18 protein-coding genes and 1 other RNA gene are annotated in these 19,823 nt (G+C 39.9%); 10 read left to right on the forward strand and 9 right to left on the reverse strand.

The genetic code is table 11. The annotated features are described in order from the left end of the window. Positions 1 to 94: 94 nt before the first annotated feature. The 3 genes from pth to mnmD form a co-directional block, all read right to left on the reverse strand. Entirely contained in the window at positions 95 to 682 is a 588-nt protein-coding gene (gene pth / locus IPMB12_RS05130) for an aminoacyl-tRNA hydrolase (RefSeq protein WP_166915581.1), read from the reverse strand. A gap of 60 nt (positions 683 to 742) precedes the next feature. Beyond that, positions 743 to 1,690: a ribose-phosphate pyrophosphokinase gene (locus tag IPMB12_RS05135; protein WP_166915583.1), complete on the reverse strand. Its 948-nt coding sequence runs from the start codon at positions 1,688 to 1,690 to the stop codon at positions 743 to 745. Positions 1,691 to 1,819: 129 nt separating this feature from the next. After that, positions 1,820 to 2,545 carry a tRNA (5-methylaminomethyl-2-thiouridine)(34)-methyltransferase MnmD gene (mnmD, locus tag IPMB12_RS05140; RefSeq protein WP_166915585.1) on the reverse strand — a complete coding sequence of 242 codons (726 nt, stop codon included), beginning with the start codon at positions 2,543 to 2,545 and terminating at the stop codon, positions 1,820 to 1,822. 138 nt (positions 2,546 to 2,683) lie between these two features. Here mnmD and IPMB12_RS05145 point away from each other — a divergent pair, with 138 nt between their 5' ends. After that, the gene (locus IPMB12_RS05145) at positions 2,684 to 3,415 is read left to right on the forward strand and encodes a 1-acylglycerol-3-phosphate O-acyltransferase (protein ID WP_166915587.1); all 732 of its coding nucleotides are present in this window, start codon (positions 2,684 to 2,686) and stop codon (positions 3,413 to 3,415) included. Between the two features lie 5 nt (positions 3,416 to 3,420). Next, positions 3,421 to 4,194: a tRNA uridine 5-oxyacetic acid(34) methyltransferase CmoM gene (gene cmoM, locus IPMB12_RS05150; protein ID WP_166915588.1), complete on the forward strand. Its 774-nt coding sequence runs from the start codon at positions 3,421 to 3,423 to the stop codon at positions 4,192 to 4,194. A gap of 71 nt (positions 4,195 to 4,265) precedes the next feature. Here cmoM and sstT read toward each other — a convergent pair whose 3' ends face one another. Further along, a complete protein-coding gene (sstT, locus tag IPMB12_RS05155; protein WP_166915590.1) occupies positions 4,266 to 5,525 on the reverse strand; it encodes a serine/threonine transporter SstT in 1,260 nt (419 codons plus the stop codon). Positions 5,526 to 5,773: 248 nt separating this feature from the next. Here sstT and rfaD point away from each other — a divergent pair, with 248 nt between their 5' ends. The 3 genes from rfaD (at position 5,774) to rfaC (ending at position 8,842) form a co-directional block, all read left to right on the forward strand. Then, positions 5,774 to 6,700 carry an ADP-glyceromanno-heptose 6-epimerase gene (gene rfaD, locus IPMB12_RS05160; protein WP_166915592.1) on the forward strand — a complete coding sequence of 309 codons (927 nt, stop codon included), beginning with the start codon at positions 5,774 to 5,776 and terminating at the stop codon, positions 6,698 to 6,700. 50 nt (positions 6,701 to 6,750) lie between these two features. Further along, positions 6,751 to 7,803, forward strand: coding sequence for an ADP-heptose--LPS heptosyltransferase RfaF (gene rfaF, locus IPMB12_RS05165; RefSeq protein ID WP_166917699.1), 1,053 nt, complete (start codon positions 6,751 to 6,753; stop codon positions 7,801 to 7,803). Positions 7,804 to 7,873: 70 nt separating this feature from the next. After that, complete coding sequence (gene rfaC, locus IPMB12_RS05170; RefSeq protein WP_166915595.1) at positions 7,874 to 8,842, forward strand: lipopolysaccharide heptosyltransferase RfaC; 969 nt, start codon at positions 7,874 to 7,876, stop codon at positions 8,840 to 8,842. 19 nt (positions 8,843 to 8,861) lie between these two features. On the opposite strand, the gene IPMB12_RS05175 is transcribed toward rfaC, so the two are convergent. Genes IPMB12_RS05175 through galE form a run of 3 tightly spaced genes read right to left on the reverse strand, consistent with a single transcriptional unit; the run spans position 8,862 to position 10,882 of the window. Next, positions 8,862 to 9,455 (reverse strand): Maf family protein, encoded by a 594-nt coding sequence (locus tag IPMB12_RS05175; RefSeq protein WP_166915597.1) that lies wholly within the window; start codon positions 9,453 to 9,455, stop codon positions 8,862 to 8,864. A 7-nt stretch (positions 9,456 to 9,462) separates the two neighbouring features. Beyond that, positions 9,463 to 9,873: a GNAT family N-acetyltransferase gene (locus IPMB12_RS05180; RefSeq protein ID WP_208293560.1), complete on the reverse strand. Its 411-nt coding sequence runs from the start codon at positions 9,871 to 9,873 to the stop codon at positions 9,463 to 9,465. Then, positions 9,863 to 10,882, reverse strand: a complete 1,020-nt coding sequence (gene galE / locus IPMB12_RS05185) for a UDP-glucose 4-epimerase GalE (RefSeq protein ID WP_166915599.1) — start codon at positions 10,880 to 10,882, stop codon at positions 9,863 to 9,865. The genes IPMB12_RS05180 and galE overlap by 11 nt, the downstream gene beginning before the upstream one ends. Before the next feature lie 338 nt (positions 10,883 to 11,220). Between galE and IPMB12_RS05190 the strand changes: the two genes are divergently transcribed. The 5 genes from IPMB12_RS05190 to ffs all read left to right on the forward strand — a co-directional run bounded on the left by IPMB12_RS05190 (position 11,221) and on the right by ffs (position 16,957). Beyond that, positions 11,221 to 12,249, forward strand: coding sequence for an ABC transporter substrate-binding protein (locus tag IPMB12_RS05190; RefSeq protein WP_166915601.1), 1,029 nt, complete (start codon positions 11,221 to 11,223; stop codon positions 12,247 to 12,249). Positions 12,250 to 12,418: 169 nt separating this feature from the next. Continuing rightward, positions 12,419 to 13,447 (forward strand): ABC transporter substrate-binding protein, encoded by a 1,029-nt coding sequence (locus IPMB12_RS05195; protein ID WP_166915603.1) that lies wholly within the window; start codon positions 12,419 to 12,421, stop codon positions 13,445 to 13,447. Between the two features lie 91 nt (positions 13,448 to 13,538). Continuing rightward, positions 13,539 to 15,623: an ABC transporter permease gene (locus IPMB12_RS05200; RefSeq protein ID WP_166915605.1), complete on the forward strand. Its 2,085-nt coding sequence runs from the start codon at positions 13,539 to 13,541 to the stop codon at positions 15,621 to 15,623. Between the two features lie 18 nt (positions 15,624 to 15,641). Continuing rightward, positions 15,642 to 16,691 carry a ferric ABC transporter ATP-binding protein gene (fbpC, locus tag IPMB12_RS05205; RefSeq protein WP_166915607.1) on the forward strand — a complete coding sequence of 350 codons (1,050 nt, stop codon included), beginning with the start codon at positions 15,642 to 15,644 and terminating at the stop codon, positions 16,689 to 16,691. Between the two features lie 170 nt (positions 16,692 to 16,861). Further along, positions 16,862 to 16,957: signal recognition particle sRNA small type (gene ffs / locus IPMB12_RS05210), an RNA gene on the forward strand. Between the two features lie 208 nt (positions 16,958 to 17,165). Here the strand turns inward: ffs and IPMB12_RS05215 are convergent. Beyond that, complete coding sequence (locus IPMB12_RS05215) at positions 17,166 to 18,476, reverse strand: MFS transporter (protein WP_166915609.1); 1,311 nt, start codon at positions 18,474 to 18,476, stop codon at positions 17,166 to 17,168. A gap of 24 nt (positions 18,477 to 18,500) precedes the next feature. Next, positions 18,501 to 19,631 (reverse strand): mandelate racemase/muconate lactonizing enzyme family protein, encoded by a 1,131-nt coding sequence (locus tag IPMB12_RS05220; protein WP_166915611.1) that lies wholly within the window; start codon positions 19,629 to 19,631, stop codon positions 18,501 to 18,503. Between the last annotated feature and the right edge of the window lie 192 nt (positions 19,632 to 19,823).

Raw genomic sequence — 19,823 nt, forward strand, 5'->3', positions numbered from 1 at the left:
CCAATTTAAATCCATTGGTAAGTCAGAATTAGTTTAAAAATACAGTAGAAATCTGATTTATTTTATTCAGTTTGAATTATGAGCTATTTTTAAATTATTTAGCTTTAAAAGCGTGTAAGCGATTCATTGCAGTATTGATATCTTGTTTAATTAAAATATCGGTGCAGCGCACGGCTTCATCGATCGCCTGATCGATTAGTTCTTGTTCACTTTTGGGTGGTTTACCCAGAACAAAACCCGTGACTTTATTTTTATCACCCGGATGGCCAATACCAATTCGGAGTCGATAAAAATTAGGGTTATTACCAAATTTATTTGCGATGTCTTTCAAACCATTATGCCCGCCGTTGCTGCCACCAAGTTTTAATTTGGCTACACCCGGTGGTAAATCGAGTTCATCATGAGCGACTAAAATCTCTTCCGGTTTGATTTGGTAAAAGCCCGCAAGTGCAGTAACCGCTTTACCACTCAGATTCATAAAAGTGGTTGGAACCAGTAAACGGACATCCTGACCGGCAATTTGAATTCTTGCTGTGTAACCAAAAAATTTAGGTTCGTTTTTTAGCGATTGATTGTAATGCTGTGACAGGAGATCGACATACCATGCGCCAGCATTATGCCTTGTCGCTGCGTATTCTGCTCCTGGATTTGCCAGGCCAACGATGAGTTTAATATCAGACATGACGTTATAAAATATGCAATAAAATCAATGGGTTATGTCATTGATTTTATTGCAAAATAATTAGTGTTCAAACATTGCTGAGATAGATTCTTCGTTACTGATACGACGAATCGCTTCAGAAAGCATACCAGACAGGGTTAACTCTCTGACATTTTTCAATGCTTTCACTTCTTTTGACAGAGGAATGGTATCACACACAATCACTTCATCAATTTGCGAATTGCGAATGTTCTCAACCGCTTTACCAGAGAAGATTGGATGAGTTGCGTAAGCAAAGACTCGTTTTGCGCCACGCGCTTTTAGTGCATCAGCCGCTTTACAAAGAGTTCCCGCAGTATCGATCATGTCATCAACAAGGATACAATCACGGTCTGCAACATCACCGATGATATTCATCACTTCTGTTTCATTGGCACGAGGACGACGCTTATCAATGATTGCCATATCGGTATCATTAAGTAATTTTGCAATAGCACGTGCTCTCACCACACCACCGATATCCGGAGATACTACGATAGGGCGTTCGAAATTTTTACGTACCATATCTTCTAGCAGAATTGGGCTACCAAATACGTTATCTACCGGTACATCGAAGAAACCTTGAATTTGTTCAGCATGTAAATCAACCGTTAATATACGGTCAACACCAACAGTTGATAAGAAATCCGCAACAACTTTAGCTGTAATTGGTACACGAGCAGAACGCACACGGCGATCTTGTCTGGCATAACCAAAGTAAGGAATAACAGCGGTAATTCGCCCGGCTGATGCACGACGCATGGCATCGATCATCACGAGTAATTCCATTAAGTTATCATTAGTTGGAGCACAAGTTGACTGGATTATGAAAACATCTTCACCGCGAACATTTTCATTGATTTGGACACTGACTTCTCCATCACTAAAACGACCAACGGAGGCGTCACCCAGAGAAATATAAAGACGGTTTGCAATTTTTCTTGCCAGTTCAGGTGTAGCATTACCAGCAAAAATCTTCATGTCAGGCACGAGATAAACCTCAAGCTTTAAAAAGTGATTACAAAAAGGTAATCGGTTCAAACAGGGATTTCAATTATATAATTATTTACCTATAATCCTCAATAACATTGTGGGGAAAATGCCAATTTCTTTTGTAGGTTATTGTTTTATACCAACTAACATTTCCCGCTTGCGACCAAATCCTTTACGTTTCTCGACGATAAAACCAGCAGATTGTAAATTACGACGCACAAAACCGGCTGCGGTAAATGTGGCAAATGTCCCTTTTGGACGAGTAAGTGCATAAAGTTGTTTAAAGACGGATTCTGACCACATATCCTGATTTTTGGCTGGTGCAAAACCATCAAAAAACCATGCTTCAATCAGTACTTTCTCCTGCTTTAAATACGTCGGATACTCTGCGATATCACAAAACCATAAATCCAGCTGGCAGCTATCCAAATGTATGGTTTGTTTACCTGTTTTTGGCCTATTCCAGCAGGCTTGTAGTTGCACTGCTAAAGAGTGAATTTCAGGGTAATGGACATGAATTTTTTGCATATCTTCATGCAATAGTGGATATTTCTCAACACTGATAAAATGCAGTTTTTTAAGCGGATGGTCAGGATTTTGCTGCCGGAAAGCTAAAAAATATTGCCAGACGGCTAAAAAATTTAAACCTGAACCAAAGCCGGTTTCACCAATCGTAAAAACAGTCTCTGTAGAGTTAAGAAAGCGCTCAGCTAAATGATTGCTATCCAAAAATACATAACGGGTCTCTTCAATACCACTATCATCAGAGAAGTAAACATCCTCAAAAATCTCAGAGACAGGATCGCCTTGCTCATTCCAGCGAATTTTAGCGTTAGTTAGTGGTGTGTTCATGGTTTTTAGCTGAGTGAATTGATGGCAGTATTTTAGCAAATTTCTGCTCAGAAACAGATAGGTCAGATAAAAATGATTTTCTCATTTCTCAAATAATATTCCTTGCTATAATAGTGAATTGTTTTTATGAGGTGAATCATGATATTTATTTTACGAACTATTCTGACCTGTATCTTTGGAATCATTATTTGCCTCTTTGGTTCCATTTTCTGCTTGTTTAATCCACGTAATCCTAAAAATGTTGCCCGTTTTGCTCACATGTTTGGTCGGTTTTTAGCCCCAGTTTTTGGTATCAAAGTGATCACCCGAGTATATCCTGACATCGAGAAGAGAGGCAGTTGTATTTATATTGCTAATCACCAAAATAATTATGATTTGATCGTAGCCGCTAGTATTGTTCAGCCGAAAACTGTAACTGTTGGAAAAAAAAGTTTAGTGTGGATTCCATTTTTTGGTCAGTTATATTATCTGACGGGTAATATTCTTATCGATCGCGATAATAAATCTAAAGCGCGTGACACCATTGGTCAGGTGGTGAAAGAAATCAAACATAAACAGATTTCGATCTGGATGTTTCCAGAAGGAACTCGTAGCCGTGGTCGGGGTTTGCTGCCTTTTAAAGCTGGCGCTTTTAAAGCGGCTATTGCAGCAGGAGTACCCGTTGTACCAATTTGTGTTTCTGAGACCAATAGCATCAAAATAGGTCGCTGGAATAATGGACACAGGCTGGTTGAAATGCTTGAACCGATCGAGACCACAGGTATGCATAAAGAAGATGCCCGTGAATTGATGGATCGTTGCTATCAAATGATGTCTGAAAAAATTGCTCAGTTAAATGCAGAGGCGCAGCAAATGGATCAGAAAAAATAACGACTATGTCAACGTCAGCCAAAGATCGCAATTTCGATGATATTGCCGGCAAGTTCTCACAAAATATTTATGGCACCACCAAAGGCAGAATCCGTGAAACTATTATCTGGCAAGATCTTGAACATATTCTGTCAACTTATCCTAAAGGTAAGTCTTTAACTATTCTTGATGCTGGTGGTGGGCAGGGTCAGATCGCTTGTCGACTTGCCGCACTTGGACATGATGTTACATTGTGTGATATCTCGGCTAATATGCTGGATATTGCTAAACAAAATGCTGTTCAGTCAGGTGTGCAGCTGCATTATATTCATAGTTCGATTCAGGATATTGCCCAGCATTTACCTGAGAAAGTTGATTTAGTTATCTTCCATGCAGTACTTGAATGGGTCAGTGATCCTCAACTGGTACTTAGTACGCTCTATCAATGCTTACATGATAGCGGGACATTATCTTTGATGTTCTACAATTATCATGGACTATTTTTTAAAACAGTAACACTGGGGAATTTTGGTTATGCTGATGCCGGAATGACTAAGCGTAAAAAGAAAACGCTGTCGCCAGATTATCCACGTAAATTAGAAGATGTACAGCAGTGGCTGGCTGAGCTTCCAATGACGATTGTAGGCAAAACCGGAATTCGGGTCTTTCACGATTATATGACCAATAAAACTAAGCAGCAGGAAGCCTTTGAAGAGTTGTTAAAATTGGAACAGCAATACTGTCGACAGGAGCCTTATCTGAGCTTAGCGCGCTATATTCATGTTATTGCGAAGAAATGATTTAATAAATTCAAAGAGATATGCAATAAAATCAATTTTTATAAGTCATTGATTTTATTGCATTTTTTATTTTATATTTCTGAATTGTTGGCATTCGCCTGTAAAATAGAGTGTCCTTGCTTTAAGGCTTCTGCTTCACAGACTGCTGCTGTGAAGACAACGTCAGTTGATGAGTTAACTGCAGTTTCTGCTGAGTCCTGAATCACACCAATAATAAAGCCAATGCCAACTACACTGATAGCAACATCGTTAGAAATACCAAACATACTACAGGCAATTGGAATTAACAGTAATGAGCCACCAGCAACACCTGATGCACCGCAGGCACAAACAGAAGCAATCACACAAAGTAATAGTGCAGAACCAAAATCAACCTGAATGCCGGCACCTGATGCGATCATAGTATTAACCGCAGCAAGAGTCAGTACTGTAATCGTAATAGCTGCTCCTGCCATATTGATTGTGCCGCCCAGTGGAATTGAGACTGAATAAGTATCTTCAGGTAGCCCCAGTTTTTTACACAGAGCTAAATTGACCGGGATATTCGCGGCAGAACTACGGGTAAAGAAAGCAGTAATTGCACTCTCTTTTAGAGTAATAAAAATTAATGGATATGGATTACGTCTGGTTAGCCAGAAAGTGAGTAGTGGATTAACAATTAATAATACGACTAACATACAGCCAAGCAATACGATGATTAAACGACCATATTTTAATAGCTCTTCAAAACCAGTCACAGCAATGGTTGATGCCAGTAAACCTAAAATTCCAAGTGGAGCAAGACGAATCACAGCACGAACAATTAGCGTGATACCATAAGAGAGGTCACTCATTACGGTTTTTGTGGTTGGAGAGGAGTGGCGTAGAACTAAGCCAAGTGCAATTCCCCACACAATTAAACCGATATAATTGGCATTAATTAAGGCTGAAAATGGATTATCGACCATTTTAAATAAAATGCCTTTAAAGACTTCAATCACACTTTGTGGCGGCTGAATATCTAAATCTTTTACCGGTAAAGTGAGTGTGGATGGGAATAAAAAGCTGGCAACGACAGCAATCACTGCGGCAGAAAATGTACCAATTAAATACAGAATAATAATGGGTTTCATATTACTTTGTTGACCGGGTTTATGGTTGGCAATTGAGGCTGCCACTAAGACAAAAACCAGTAAAGGGGCAACTGATTTTAATGCGGTCACAAAAAGTTCACCCAGTACACCGACAGAAATTGCAGCTTGTGGTGCAAATTTAGCGAGTAAGAGTCCGATAACCAAAGCAATACAAATTTGTAGCACCAGACTACGTTGAATAAATTTTAAAACAGACATAAATAACACCGGTAAATACCAGTTCCTGATAATGTAGACGCGAAAGAGCGTTGATATTATGGTTTAATGATTGTTTTTACAAACTATTTATCTCAATCTGCTTTAAATTCTTTTAATAATTTCCTGTTCTTTATTAAATTTCTGAATATTATTTACGTAGATACTTGCTCATGCACAATCAATGCTCGAATATTTTTAAATAAATCGTTATTATATGACGCAGTTATTTTAATTACAGGATGATGAATATGATCGTGGTGACGGGTGGTGCAGGTTTTATTGGCAGTAACATTGTTAAGGGTCTAAATCAGAAAGGCTATACTGATATTTTAGTCGTTGATGATTTAACTGATGGGACAAAGTTCACCAATCTTGTCGATCTGGATATTGCAGATTATATGGATAAAGATGAATTTATCAGTTATATCGTCTCTGGTGAAAACTTAGATATTGAAGCGATTTTCCATGAAGGAGCATGTTCTGCGACAACCGAGTGGAACGGTAAATTTATGATGGAGAATAATTATGATTTCTCTAAAGATATCCTTCATTATTGCTTAGATTTTGGTATTCCATTCTTATATGCCTCCTCCGCTGCAACTTATGGTGGTCGTAGTGATAACTTTATTGAAGATCGTCAATATGAAAAGCCATTAAACGTTTATGGCTACTCAAAATTCTTGTTTGATGAATATGTCCGTAAGTTACTTCCGGAAGCTGAATCACAAGTCTGTGGTTTCCGTTATTTCAATGTGTATGGGCCGCGTGAGCAGCATAAAGGTAGCATGGCCAGCGTGGCATTCCATTTAGATACGCAAATTAAGCAGGGTGAAAAACCAAAACTGTTTGAAGGCAGTGAAAACTTCAAACGTGACTTCATCTATATTGATGACGTGGTTGCTATGAACTTATGGTTCTGGGAAAACAGCGTATCAGGAATCTTTAACTGTGGTACTGGCCGTGCAGAGTCATTCCAGGAAGTGGCAAATGCCGTGCTGGCTTATCATACTAAAGGTGAAATTGACTACATTCCATTCCCGGAGCATCTAAAAGGTCGCTATCAGACTTTTACTCAAGCAGATTTAACTAAAGTAAGAGCGGTTGGTTGCCCGATCGAATTTAAAACGGTCGCGGAAGGTACCACTGAATACATGAAATGGTTAAATAAAGCCTGATTATTCGCTTTAACCTTACAGATTAAGTTGCAATGTATCAGGAGTAAATGATGAAAATATTGATTATTGGACCATCGTGGGTGGGTGATATGATGATGTCACAGAGCCTGTATCGTACATTAAAGCATAACTATCCTGATGCAGAAATTGATGTGATGGCCCCGGCCTGGTGCAGACCGCTGCTAAATAAAATGCCGGAAGTATCAAAAGCTATCGCTATGCCAGTCGGTCACGGTCAGCTGGCACTGGGGCAGCGTTATAAGCTGGGTAAAAGTTTACGCGCCAGCGGTTATGATCAGGCAATTGTGCTCCCTAACTCTTTAAAATCAGCGCTGGTACCGTTTTTTGCTAAGATTCCAAAGCGTACCGGCTGGAAAGGGGAGATGCGCTACGGTTTACTCAATGATATCCGCAATTTAGACAAGCAGGCATTTCCACTTATGGTGCAGCGTTATGTGGCACTGGCGTACCAAAAACAAGATATCCAGTCAGAGCAGGACTTACCACAGCCGCTCTTATGGCCAAAGCTGCAAGTAGAATCTTCTGATATTACTGCAACAATTGAACATTTTAAACTATCAACGGAACTCCCAATTATTGGTTTTTGCCCTGGGGCTGAATTTGGTCCAGCTAAGCGCTGGCCTGATTATCATTATGCTGCACTGGCAGATTTGCTGGTTGAACAGGGTTCACAAATCGTAATTTTTGGCTCTGCCAAAGATCGCGATGTGGGCGAAAGTATTATTGCTAAATCAGGCCATCCGGATAGTTGTATCAATCTTGCAGGTTCAACCTCGCTTGATCAGGCGGTGAATTTATTGGCTGGTTGTAAAGCGGTAGTTTCAAATGATTCAGGTTTGATGCATATTGCAGCTGCTCTTGATCGACCACTTGTTGCGTTATATGGTCCAAGTAGCCCGGATTTTACTCCGCCACTGTCAAATAAAGCAGAAGTGATTCGTCTGATTAGCGGTTATCATAAAGTTCGCCGAGGGGATTCAGACGAAGGATATCATCAAAGCCTGATCGATATTCAGCCTGAGTTAGCTTTTGAAACACTGATGAAATTACTATCGCGTTGTGAATCATCAGCCAGTGAATAAATTGTTATTTATTCATTCGGGCTCATACAGTAAAGTGATTATTATCTACGTTTATAAAATAGGATCGGATATGCGTGTTCTGATAGTCAAAACATCTTCTATGGGAGATGTCTTACATACACTACCAGCGATTACTGACGCCAGTAAAGCTATTCCGGATATTACTTTTGACTGGGTAGTTGAAGAGAACTTTACTCAGATTCCCAGCTGGCACGCAGCAGTCCATAGGGTCCTGCCTGTGGCTATCAGACGCTGGCGTAAAAGCTGGTTTAGTCGGTCAACTCGCTTTGAACGTCGTCGTTTTATTAAACTATTGCAAGAGCAAGAATATGATTGTGTGATTGATGCTCAGGGGCTCATTAAGAGTGCATTTCTTATTACTCGTAAAGCTAAAGGTGTTAAGCATGGTCTGGATAAAAACAGTGCCAGAGAGCCTATGGCCAGTTGGTTTTATGATGTGAAACATTATGTGCCTAAGCAACAACATGCTGTTGAGCGTATCAGACAACTGTTTGCAGAGAGTTTAGGATATACGTTGCCAGAGAATGAAACTGGTGATTATGCTATTGCTCCTTATTTTTTAGAGAATCCTCCTGATGATAGCGGTTCTTATTGTGTTTTTCTGCATTCTACAACACGTAATACCAAGCACTGGACAGAGCAGCAATGGCGCGGGCTTATTGAACTGATGTCTGAGTCGCGTCTGTCTATAAAACTCCCTTGGGGTACACAGCATGAGTATGAGCGTGCACTGCGACTGGCTGAAGGGTTTGATTATGCCGAAGTGTTACCAAAATCTACTTTGGCTGAAATTGCCACCATTCTTGCCGGAGCTAAAGCGGTAGTTTCAGTTGATACAGGGCTTAGTCACTTAGCTGCTGCACTGGATAAGCCAAATATTACGTTATACGGACCAACCGACCCGGGGTTGATTGGTGGTTATGGTAAAAATCAAATCGTGATGAAAGCGGCTGATAATCATATGGCATCGATCACCGCTGAAGCTGTTTTTGATAAACTACAATCTTATCTTGATTAAGAAGGCTTAGTACGACGTTTTAAGGTAACTGATTTAACAGTGGATTATAGCCCATTTCAATCATAATTTTATTGAGTCTGAGTAGTGGTAAGCCAACCAGTGTATTGATATCATCACCTTTTAACTCTTCAAACAACGTAATACCTAGCTCATCACATTTAAAACTACCAGCACATTGTAGCGGTTGCTCTTTAGCTATGTAGGCATCAATTTCTTCTGGTGATAACTTTCTGAACACTACATCAAAGGGTTCATATAAAGTAATCTGTTGTTCTGTTTGAGTATTAATCACTGTTAGCCCGGTATAGAAGTGTACAGTTTTACCGCTACTTTTTATCAGTTGCTGACGAGCTCTTTCAACCGTTAAGGGTTTACCAATAATTTTTCCGTCCAAAACACCCACTTGATCAGAACCGATAATAATACTATCCGGATAGTGTGCAACTAAAGAAGAGGCTTTTATTTTAGATAAACGTAAAACCAGTTCAACGGCTGATTCGTTAGGCAGTGGTGTTTCATCACAAACAGGTGCCACGCACTCAAAAGGGATACCAAATTTAGTCAGGATCTTTTTACGTGATGCTGAGGTTGAAGCTAAGATAATTCTTGTCATTTACCATCTACTCATCTTTTAACAATGTCCAGGCAGAAGAGTGAGCAGTAAAGCCGATATGCGGATAATAATCAACAGCAGCTGGCGCAGCCAGAAGCACAATACGGCAATGCTTTTCAGTATTATTCTGTACTTCTTTAATCAGTTGTTGGCCGATGCCCTGTTTTTGAAAGTCATCATGTACCGCTAAATCAGCCAGATAGGTGGTATAAGTAAAATCTGTCAGACAACGGGCGATACCCACCAGTTTATCCTGAGACCAGGCCGTAATCACCAGATTGGCATTATCAAGCATCTTTTGCATACGCTCAGGTTCTTCTGTTGGTCTGCGAGCTCCCAGTGAGCAGTGGCGATAAAGCTCAATCATTTCAGAAACATGCAAAGGAAGGTTAACACGATAAGTAATATCATTCATCATTTGGATACCCGTTTGGATTTTGAGATTGCCAGCGATAGTTATCTTCAACCATTTCTTTTAGTGAGTGTTGAGTCTGCCAGTTCAGCTCTTTAGCCGCTTTAGTGGCATCAGCCCAGTACTGTGCTAAATCACCGGCACGTCTGCCAACAATTTTATAAGGTATAGGTTTAGGGCAAACCTGACTATATGCGTCAATAACCTCAAGTACACTATATCCTTTGCCTGATCCCAGATTATAGATATGTAAACCTGACTGGTTAATTTTTTTCAGTGCGGCCACATGACCAGTCGCCAGATCTTCAACATGAATATAATCTCTGACACCAGTGCCATCTGGGGTTGGATAATCATTACCATAGATTGAAACAAACGGATGCTTGCCTACAGCTACCTGAGAAATGTAAGGCATTAAATTATTAGGAATACCCTGAGGATCTTCTCCCATCAGACCTGATTTGTGGGCACCAACAGGATTAAAATAACGTAGAGATGTAATACTCCAGTCAGTCTCTGCTTGTTGTAGATCTTTTAGGACTTGCTCAACCATTAATTTACTCCAGCCATAGGGGCTTGTAGCCTGACCAATATTCATCTCTTCGTGATAAGCAGGACTATCTTGTACGCCATAAACGGTAGCTGATGAGCTAAAAATAAAATTCTTAACCTGATGTGTTTTCATCACTTCAAGTAAACAGACTGAGCCGGAAACATTGGTATTATAGTAGTCGAGCGGCTTTCTCACCGATTCACCCACTGCTTTTAATCCGGCAAAATGGATAACAGCGGAGATATTGTGAGTAGTAAAAATTTGAGTGAGTAACTTCTTATCCCGGATATCACCTAAATAGAACTGTGGTCTGATATGAGTAATTTGTTCAATACGGGATAAAACCGCTTGTTTACTGTTATAAAGATTATCGATAATAATTGGGGTGAAGCCTGCTTCGATAAGTTTTATACAAGTGTGACTACCAATATAGCCAAGCCCACCAGTGACTAAAATATTCATACCATCTTCTCTGATAAATTTTTGTTTAGTATAGGAGTGAATAGGCTCTGTCTCAAGTAGAAAATCCTGACTGGATATTTATGGTAATAAATCATGTCATTTAACTGTTTAGATAATCCACTAATATCATCAGGATTCGTACGGAAATACAGGATAAAAATACCTATTTGATGCCAATTTCACATTTTTATTGTTACCTGAATCACATTACTAACATTTATGTTTTGAACATTTGAACAATTTTTTACATATTGGTGAAGCATATATTTATGTCTCATTATGTATATCAGTTGTAAAAATAATGTGGATCGGAATAAAAATAACAAAGGAACAGGGTTATGAAGAAAAATGTAATTACTTTAATGGCTGTCGCTGGTGTGATGATGGTTGCTTCAGCAAGTGCACAGGCTGCAGGTCGACTGGTCATTTATTGTAGCGGAACTAATGCGTTGTGTGAGGAAGAAGCTAAAGCATTTGGTGATAAATATAATGTGAAAACTTCACTGATCCGTAATGGTTCGGGAAGTACGCTGGCAAAAATTGAAGCGGAGCGTCGCAATCCTCAGGCTGATATTTGGTACGGTGGTACACTTGACCCGCATTCTCAGGCAGGGGAGATGGGACTACTTGACGCATATGTTTCTCCTAACCTTGACCAAATCATGCCACAATTTAGAGATCCGGCTAAAGTTAAAGGTAACTACTCATCAGCAGTATATATCGGCATTTTAGGCTTTGGTGTGAATACTGATCGTATTAAACAACTTGGTCTTGAAGTACCACAATGCTGGTCTGATCTGATTAAACCAGAATATAAAGGCGAAATTCAAATCGCTGACCCGCAAAGCTCGGGTACCGCTTATACCGCACTGGCAACATTCACTCAACTTTGGGGTGAAGATGCTGCTTATGATTATCTGAAAAAATTAAATGTGAATATTTCTCAATATACTAAATCTGGTATTGCCCCTGCACGTAATGCTGCACGTGGCGAAACAGCTATTGGTATTGGCTTTTTACACGATTATTCTTTAGAGAAAGAGAACGGTGCGCCACTTGATTTAATCTCTCCATGTGAAGGTACTGGTTATGAAATTGGTGGAGTAAGTATTATCAAAGGTGCGCGTAACTTAGATAACGCAAAACTATTTGTTGATTGGGCTCTGTCAAAAGAAGCGCAAGAAATTTCATGGCAAAAAGCGAAATCCTATCAAATTCTTACCAATATCACTGCGGACACATCACCGCTGTCATTGAAATTATCAGATCTTAACCTGATCGATTATGACATGGATACTTACGGTGATTCAGAAGTACGTAAGCGTTTAATTAGTAAATGGGTTGATGAAGTGAAGATGGGTAACTAATCCTTCTTTAATAATGTGGCTAGGATTGTTTGTACAGTCTTAGCCAACCTTATACTAAAAACGCGCTGATTCCTGATTAATGAAATGACCTGCAATTAATACAATTAACGTATTAAGCAGGTGGTTATATCTACTTTTTGGGTCGTTAATATCAATGAAGGGTCAAAATATGAAAAAACACATTTTATCTGCAGTGACTGTCGTGAGTTTAATGGTAGGTGCGGTAACAACTGCTCAGGCAGCTGGCCGACTGGTTATTTATTGTAGCGGTCAAAATGCGCTTTGTGAGGACGAAGCAAAAGCATTTGGTGAAAAGTATGATGTTCGTACATCGTTAATTCGTAATAGTACAGGTAGTACTCTGGCAAAAATCGATGCAGAAAAACGTAACCCGCAGGCCGATGTCTGGTATGCAGGAACATTTGACCCACACTCTCAGGCTGCAGAAATGGGGCTACTTGAGCCTTATGTGTCACCAAATCTTGAGCAGATTATGCCGCAGTTTAGAGATCCCGGAAAGTTAAAAGGTAACTACTCATCAGCGGTGTATGTTGGTATTCTTGGATTTGGGGTAAATACTGATCGCATTAAACAATTAGGGATTGAGATGCCTAAGTGTTGGTCTGATCTGATTAAACCTGAATATAAAAACGAAATCCAGATAGCTGATGCGCAAAGCTCTGGCACTGCTTATACTGCACTGGCAACTTATATTCAACTATGGGGTGAAGAACCGGCATTTGAATATTTACGTGCCCTGCATAAAAACATTTCTCAATATACTAAATCAGGAATTACGCCATCACGTAATGCTGCGCGTGGTGAAACAGCAATTGGTATTGGCTTCTTACATGATTACTCTTTAGAAAAAGAGAATGGTGCGCCACTTGAGCTGATTGCACCTTGTGAAGGTACCGGTTATGAAATTGGCGGTGTGAGTATCATTAAAGGTGCTCGTAACATGGATAATGCGAAGCTATTTGTAGACTGGGCATTATCAAAAGAAGCACAAGAACTTTCATGGCAAAAAGCAAAATCTTATCAAATCCTGACCAATACTACAGCGGAAACTTCACCGTTATCGCTTAAGTTATCTGAGGTGAATTTGATTGATTATGATATGGATACTTATGGTGATGCAGATACCCGTAAACGTTTAATTAATCGTTGGGTAAATGATATCAAAATGGCAAATTAGTTTGCCTGCATGGTAAAACATATGTAATAAGTAGCATAATAAATAAAACAAAGAGTAAGGAAACTTACTCTTTGATAAATATGGTGGAAGTATGTCATATAGTATTACAGCACAACTTAAGTTGCAGGAACAAAAAAAGGATCCGATATTTTTCTGGGTAATTTTTATTGTTGCTGCTTTTATTTTATTGCCTTCCTATAGTCTTGATTACGGACTGATGGAGTCAACAGCAGACGAGATTGTAGAAGCCTATGGCTGGTCATCTTTTGGGATTAGCTGGTTATGGTTTGCACTGCCACTGGGACTGCTTATTCGTCCTTTTAAACCGTTAAATAAAGACCATCGTACCCGTCACTATTTTGATGCGTTATATGCCTTAGGCTGCATGGTGATTACTGTTCTGACTGCCTGGTTATGCATTAAAGGCATGGGATATGGAACAATTTTACTGTTTATTGCCCTTGGAATGATTGCAACACATGCGTTGTCTCGTGTTGAATGGATGGGGGGTGACCGTTTTGTTATCGGTGCACTTATCACCGTCATTTTATTGATTCTTACTTTTATTCTTTATCCAACCATTGCGATTTTTATCCCGATGTTTATGGATGGTGATCAGTTTGCACCGTTCCAGTTTATCGATATTTTAAGTAAGTCTTATATTGTTCGTGTTATCTCTAACTCAGTGCTGCTTGGTGCTGCAGTGGGTATTAGTGCCACATTCTTTGGTCTGATTTGTGCTATCTACACAACTCGTATCGCTAAACGCTCAGTGATTATCGGACGTATTTTCTCTCTTTTACCGATCGTTACTCCGCCGTTTGTGGTTGGTTTAGGGGTAACTTTAATGATGGGGCGCTCAGGTTATGTGACTGAGTTTGCTGCAACTTATTTAGGCTTAACCAATACTAACTGGTTATACGGTTTCACTGGTATCTGGCTGGCTCAGGTACTGGCGTTTGCGCCGATGTCATTTATGATTTTAGATGGAGCAATTAAAACTGTGCATCCATCTTTAGAAGAAGCATCTTATACCCTTAGAGCAACGCGTTATAAAACCTTCTTTGGGGTATTTTTACCGCTACTCAAACCGGCTTTAGCCAACTCATTCTTGATTGTGTTTGTCCAGTCCTTAGCTGACTTTAGTAACCCATTAGTTCTTGGTGGTAACTTTGACGTACTGGCAACACAAATTTATTTCTATATCACAGGTGCTCAGCTGGATTATCCTTCTGCCAGTACTTTAGGTAGTGTGTTACTTATTTTCTCATTAAGTATTTTCTGTATTCAGTATCTCTGGATAGGTAAACGTTCTTATGTGACGATTTCTGGTAAGTTCTCACGTGGTGATGTACAGCCGCTGCCAGTCACTCTGCAAGGCATGATTATTGCGGTATTTGCCTTCTGGACGCTGTTTAATGGCATATTGTATGGCAGTATCTTCTACGGAAGCTTTACAGTGAACTGGGGTGTTGATTATACCTTAACGTTCGCCAACTTCATTAATCTGTTTGGTCAAGGATTTAGTGACGGCGCATGGCCATCATTGCTGGATACGTTATTGTATGCAGGTATTGCTGCACCAATTACCGCCTTCTTTGGACTCCTGATCGCTTATGTGGTGGTGCGTCAGCAATTTACCGGTAAAAAAGTGATTGAATTTACTACTATGCTTTGTTTTGCTGTACCAGGAACAGTTGCTGGTGTGTCCTATATCTTAGCGTTTAATACAGCGCCAATTTACTTAACCGGAACGGCAGCTATCGTAATTATCTCTATGATCATGCGTAACGTACCAGTAGGTATTCGTGCCGGTATTGCAGGTCTTGGCCAGCTGGATAAATCGCTGGATGAAGCATCACTGAGCTTAAAAGCCGGCTCATTCAGAACTATTATGTTTATTTTGATTCCATTACTGCGCCCGGCAATTCTTTCCGCTCTGGTATATAGCTTTGTACGAGCCATTACCACGGTAAGTGCGATCGTATTCCTTGTTACTCCAGATACGCGCGTTGCAACAGCCTATATCTTAAACCGTGTAGAAGACGGAGAATACGGGATTGCCATTGCTTATGGTTCAATTTTGATTGTGGTGATGTTATCCATCATCTTCTTATTTGATTTCTTAGTTGGTGAGTCAAGAACGTCTCGCTCTGCAGCTAAAAATACGCAGTAACAGGTACAGGAATAGATTATGTCTAACGAAAAATTTGTAGAGTTAAATAATATTACCAAACGTTTTGGCAAGAATACGGTAATTGATAATTTGAGCCTGTCGGTATCTAAAGGTGAAATGGTAACCTTACTTGGACCTTCAGGATGTGGTAAAACAACGATTTTGCGTTTAATCGCAGGGCTTGAAAAGCCAACAGAAGGACAGATCATCATCGATGGCGAGGATGTGACTAATTTGTCTATCCAGCAACGTGATATTTGTATGGTGTTCCAGTCTTATGCACTTTTCCCGCATATGTCACTGGGTGAAAATATTGGTTATGGTCTGAAAATGATCGGCGTACCAAAAGGTGAGCGCAAAGACCGTATTGAAGAAGCACTTGAACTGGTTGATTTAGCCGGCTTTGCTGATCGCTTTGTTGATCAGATTTCTGGTGGTCAGCAGCAACGTGTGGCACTGGCGCGTGCCATGGTTCTAAAACCAAAAGTGCTGTTATTTGATGAGCCACTGAGTAACCTTGATGCTAATTTACGTCGTAGTATGCGTGAAAAAATTCGTGAGCTGCAAAAACGCTTTGATATCACTTCATTCTACGTAACCCATGATCAGAGTGAAGCCTTTGCAGTATCTGATACTGTTTTAGTTATGAACAAAGGCCATATCATGCAGATGGATACACCACAGCGTTTATATCGCCGTCCGGCGTCTCGCTTTATGGCTAACTTCATGGGGGATGCAAATATCTTCCCAGCACATTATCAGGATGGTCATGTGTCTATTTTTGGTTATAACATTGATTGTCAGGGCGAGATCGAACCAAAAACAGCTGATTGTACTGTGGGTGTGCGTCCGGAAGCAGTTGAACTGAAAACGACAGGTGAAGAGTGTCAGCGTTGTACGGTAGAAAGTGTTGCCTATATGGGACCACAATATGAAGTGTCAGTTAACTGGAATGGTCAAATATTATTATTACAAGTTAACTCGATCATGTTGAAACCAAAAATCGGTGATACTTATTACTTAACTATTTATCCGGAAGGAATGTTCCTGCTGGATGAACCTGCTTAATTAATCTTTCCCATGCAGCTTTGGCTGCATGGGTGTTTTTGATAGATAAGTTAATCTGTAAGTGCTTTACTTCATCGAGATTGTCAAAATGATTGCAATTTCTCACTTCATCACCGATAATACACAACCTTAGCTTATCTTAATTGATTCGCTTTCCTCAATGGAGGCTCTATGGGTCCTCTTGCAACATTAGCTTGCGAACTCGGTCAGGTCCGGAAGGAAGCAGCCGTAGTGGGTGTCATGTGTGCAGGATGTGGCTGATAGAGTTCTCCTCCAATAAAAATATTCAATAAAATCAATAAGTTAAAAAAGCTCTTTTCAGAGTTACTTTACCCAATAATTATTATTGAGACTGTTATTTAATCAATGATTAAAGTTCAACATACTATCTGCTGATTTTGGGATAAAAAATCCCCCAAAAGCACGATGCTTTTGAGGGCTGTTCAAACGGGAACAGAGGGAGAGAACACACGGTTATTGAATACGGAATTGTTCTACTTTTTTGTTTTGAATAAACAGTAGCAGAGATATAATACCAAACGCGGCAAGAATACTGGCCAGAATAAAGGCTGACTGATAACCACCACCATATTGAATTAAAAAGCCTGTGATACCTGGTGATAAAATCCCGGCAAGATTAGCCAGTAAATGCACAAAGCCACCAGCAGAACCAATTCGCGCTGATGGAACGATATATTGCAATAATGACCAGCATGCCTGCGGTACCATATAACCAAACAGACAAGCAACTGTGATGAGTGTGACTGCTGATACGACACTTGATGCATAAGCTGTTGCCAGAACACAAATTGAAGCAACCGCCAGACCAACAAAAATAACGATCTTTCTGGCCGTGACAAAGTTTTTTGTTAATTTATATAAAAAGTCGGTAATAATTCCACCACCCAAGAAGCCAACAGCCGCCCCCAGCCAAGGTAAAATTCCAACGATACTCATGCTTTTAATATCAAGATGCTGGTAATCAGTTAAGTAACTTGGCAGCCACGATAAAAAGAAGAACTGAATATAGTTAAAGCAAAAGAATGAAATCGCTACACCAAGTACAGGTAACGATAACACATAGTAAAAGATAGAATGTTTTGGTTCTGTTGTTTGTGACTGATTATTAACAGCTTCAAGTGCTTTCTTCTCTGATGCTGCACTTGGCCGTTCGTTAACAATAAGATCAACTTCTTCTTTGCTTGTTCTGGAGCTATTTTCTGGTTTATCACGGAAGAAAATTAACCAAAAAGCCACCCAGATAAAGCCTAAAACTGCAATCACTACAAAAGAGATACGCCAGCCAAAATGCAGACCAACAAAGCCAACAATAGGTGCAGCCAGTGCTGCGCCCAGTGGCTGACCAGCATTTACAAACCCAACAGCACGCCCGACTTCTTTTTGCGGGAACCAGTTGGCGATAGATTTATTAGTGGTTGTACCCATCGGGCCTTCACCAATACCAAACAGCACACGAATGACTAACAGCTGGACAAAACCTGTCACTAAACCAGTAATACCACAAAATAGTGACCAGATCCCGGCTGACCATGCATAGGTTTTACGCGGACCATATTTATCAGCACAATAACCACCAATAAAACAGAACAGACAGTAACCAATAAAGAAGCTACTAAAAATCATCCCCATCTGGGCATCATTTAAGCCAAGATCATCTTTGACCAGTGGTGCCATAACAGATAAGGCTGCTCTGTCCAGATAGTTCAGCATTCCTGCAAAAAATAATAAAATAGCAACAACCCAACGATATCTATGTTTAAACATATTTTTCACCTTCAATTTATTTAATTATATTTCTAAATTCACATAAGCAATTAAATGATTTTGTAAGACTTCAATATCAGGTTCAAAACCCAGCCCCGGTTTGTCAGGTAAATTAAATACCGGACCTATTTTCATCTCCGGGAATAGGTGTGTTGACCATTGAATATATGGCAGTTCTACTTTGACACTCTCATCAAGTAAAGAGATTAGATGCGCTGTTGCCAGTAAACCTGCACCATAATAAAAACAGTGGGGAACGACTTTGATGTTATATTGTTTGGCCAGCTCAAAAGTTGCCAGCATAGCACTGATACCCCCAATTTTAGCTACGCTCGGTTGTAAGATATCAACGGACTGAGTCATTAAATGTGCTTCGATACCTTGTACACCATCGATATTTTCGCCAGCAGCAATCGGAATACCTTGCTCGCGAAGTTTGGCTAATTTTTTTAGGTCATTTGGTGGAAAGAGAGGTTCTTCCAGCCAGGTCAGATTTAGTGTTCTAAGTTGTGGTGCCAGGTTTTCTGTTTGCTCCAGAGTCCACGGGCAATTCACATCTACCATTAACTTACCATCTACAGGCAGTGCATCACGCGCGGCCTGAATATAAGGCACTTCAATTTCATGCAGTTTGATTTCAGTAAAGCCATCAGCTAAAGCGCGTTTAACGTGTTGCTCAACTTTATCTTCATAGCGAACTAAGCTGGCATAACCACCAATGACAGAACGATTACCACCTAAATATTGATAAAGAGGCTTGCCCGCTTGTTTAGCGAGTAAATCCCATAGCGCGATATCAATGCCAGATAGAGCATACATCACTGGCCCACCACAACCAAAAGCGTGAAAAGCATATTTTGCCTGATCCATTAATGTTACGAGTTCTTGTTTTGTGGTTGGAACTTGCTTGCCCATGAAAAAACGACCAACCGAATCTTTAAGAGCAGAAAAAGTGACAGGATTAATCAGGTGACCAAAGCTTTCACCCCAGCCAGTCAGACCTGTATCTGTAGTAAGTGTGACGAGTAATGATTCCATTTTAGAGAGTTCTGGTGAGGCTGCGTTATAAACATCTCCTCCAGCTTGTTTGGAAACCTCTCGTCCTGTTTCAAAAGGCATTGCTAGTCGCATGATTTCTAGCTTTATAATTCTCATTTTTACTCCAAAGTACTTAATTAAATTTATAATCAAAGAATAGATATACAACCAATATATTGGTTGTATATCTATTTAAGAGTAAAGAGAAGTTTTTTGATCAAAATCTTTGACGGTGATCATAAAAAATCGTTAAAACAGCAAATTTGCCGGAAGAAAAATAACGGAAGAAAGACAAAGCGTTAAAATTTG

Source organism: Zophobihabitans entericus, from assembly GCF_011745665.1.
GTDB classification, from domain to species: Bacteria; Pseudomonadota; Gammaproteobacteria; order Enterobacterales; family Orbaceae; genus Zophobihabitans; species Zophobihabitans entericus.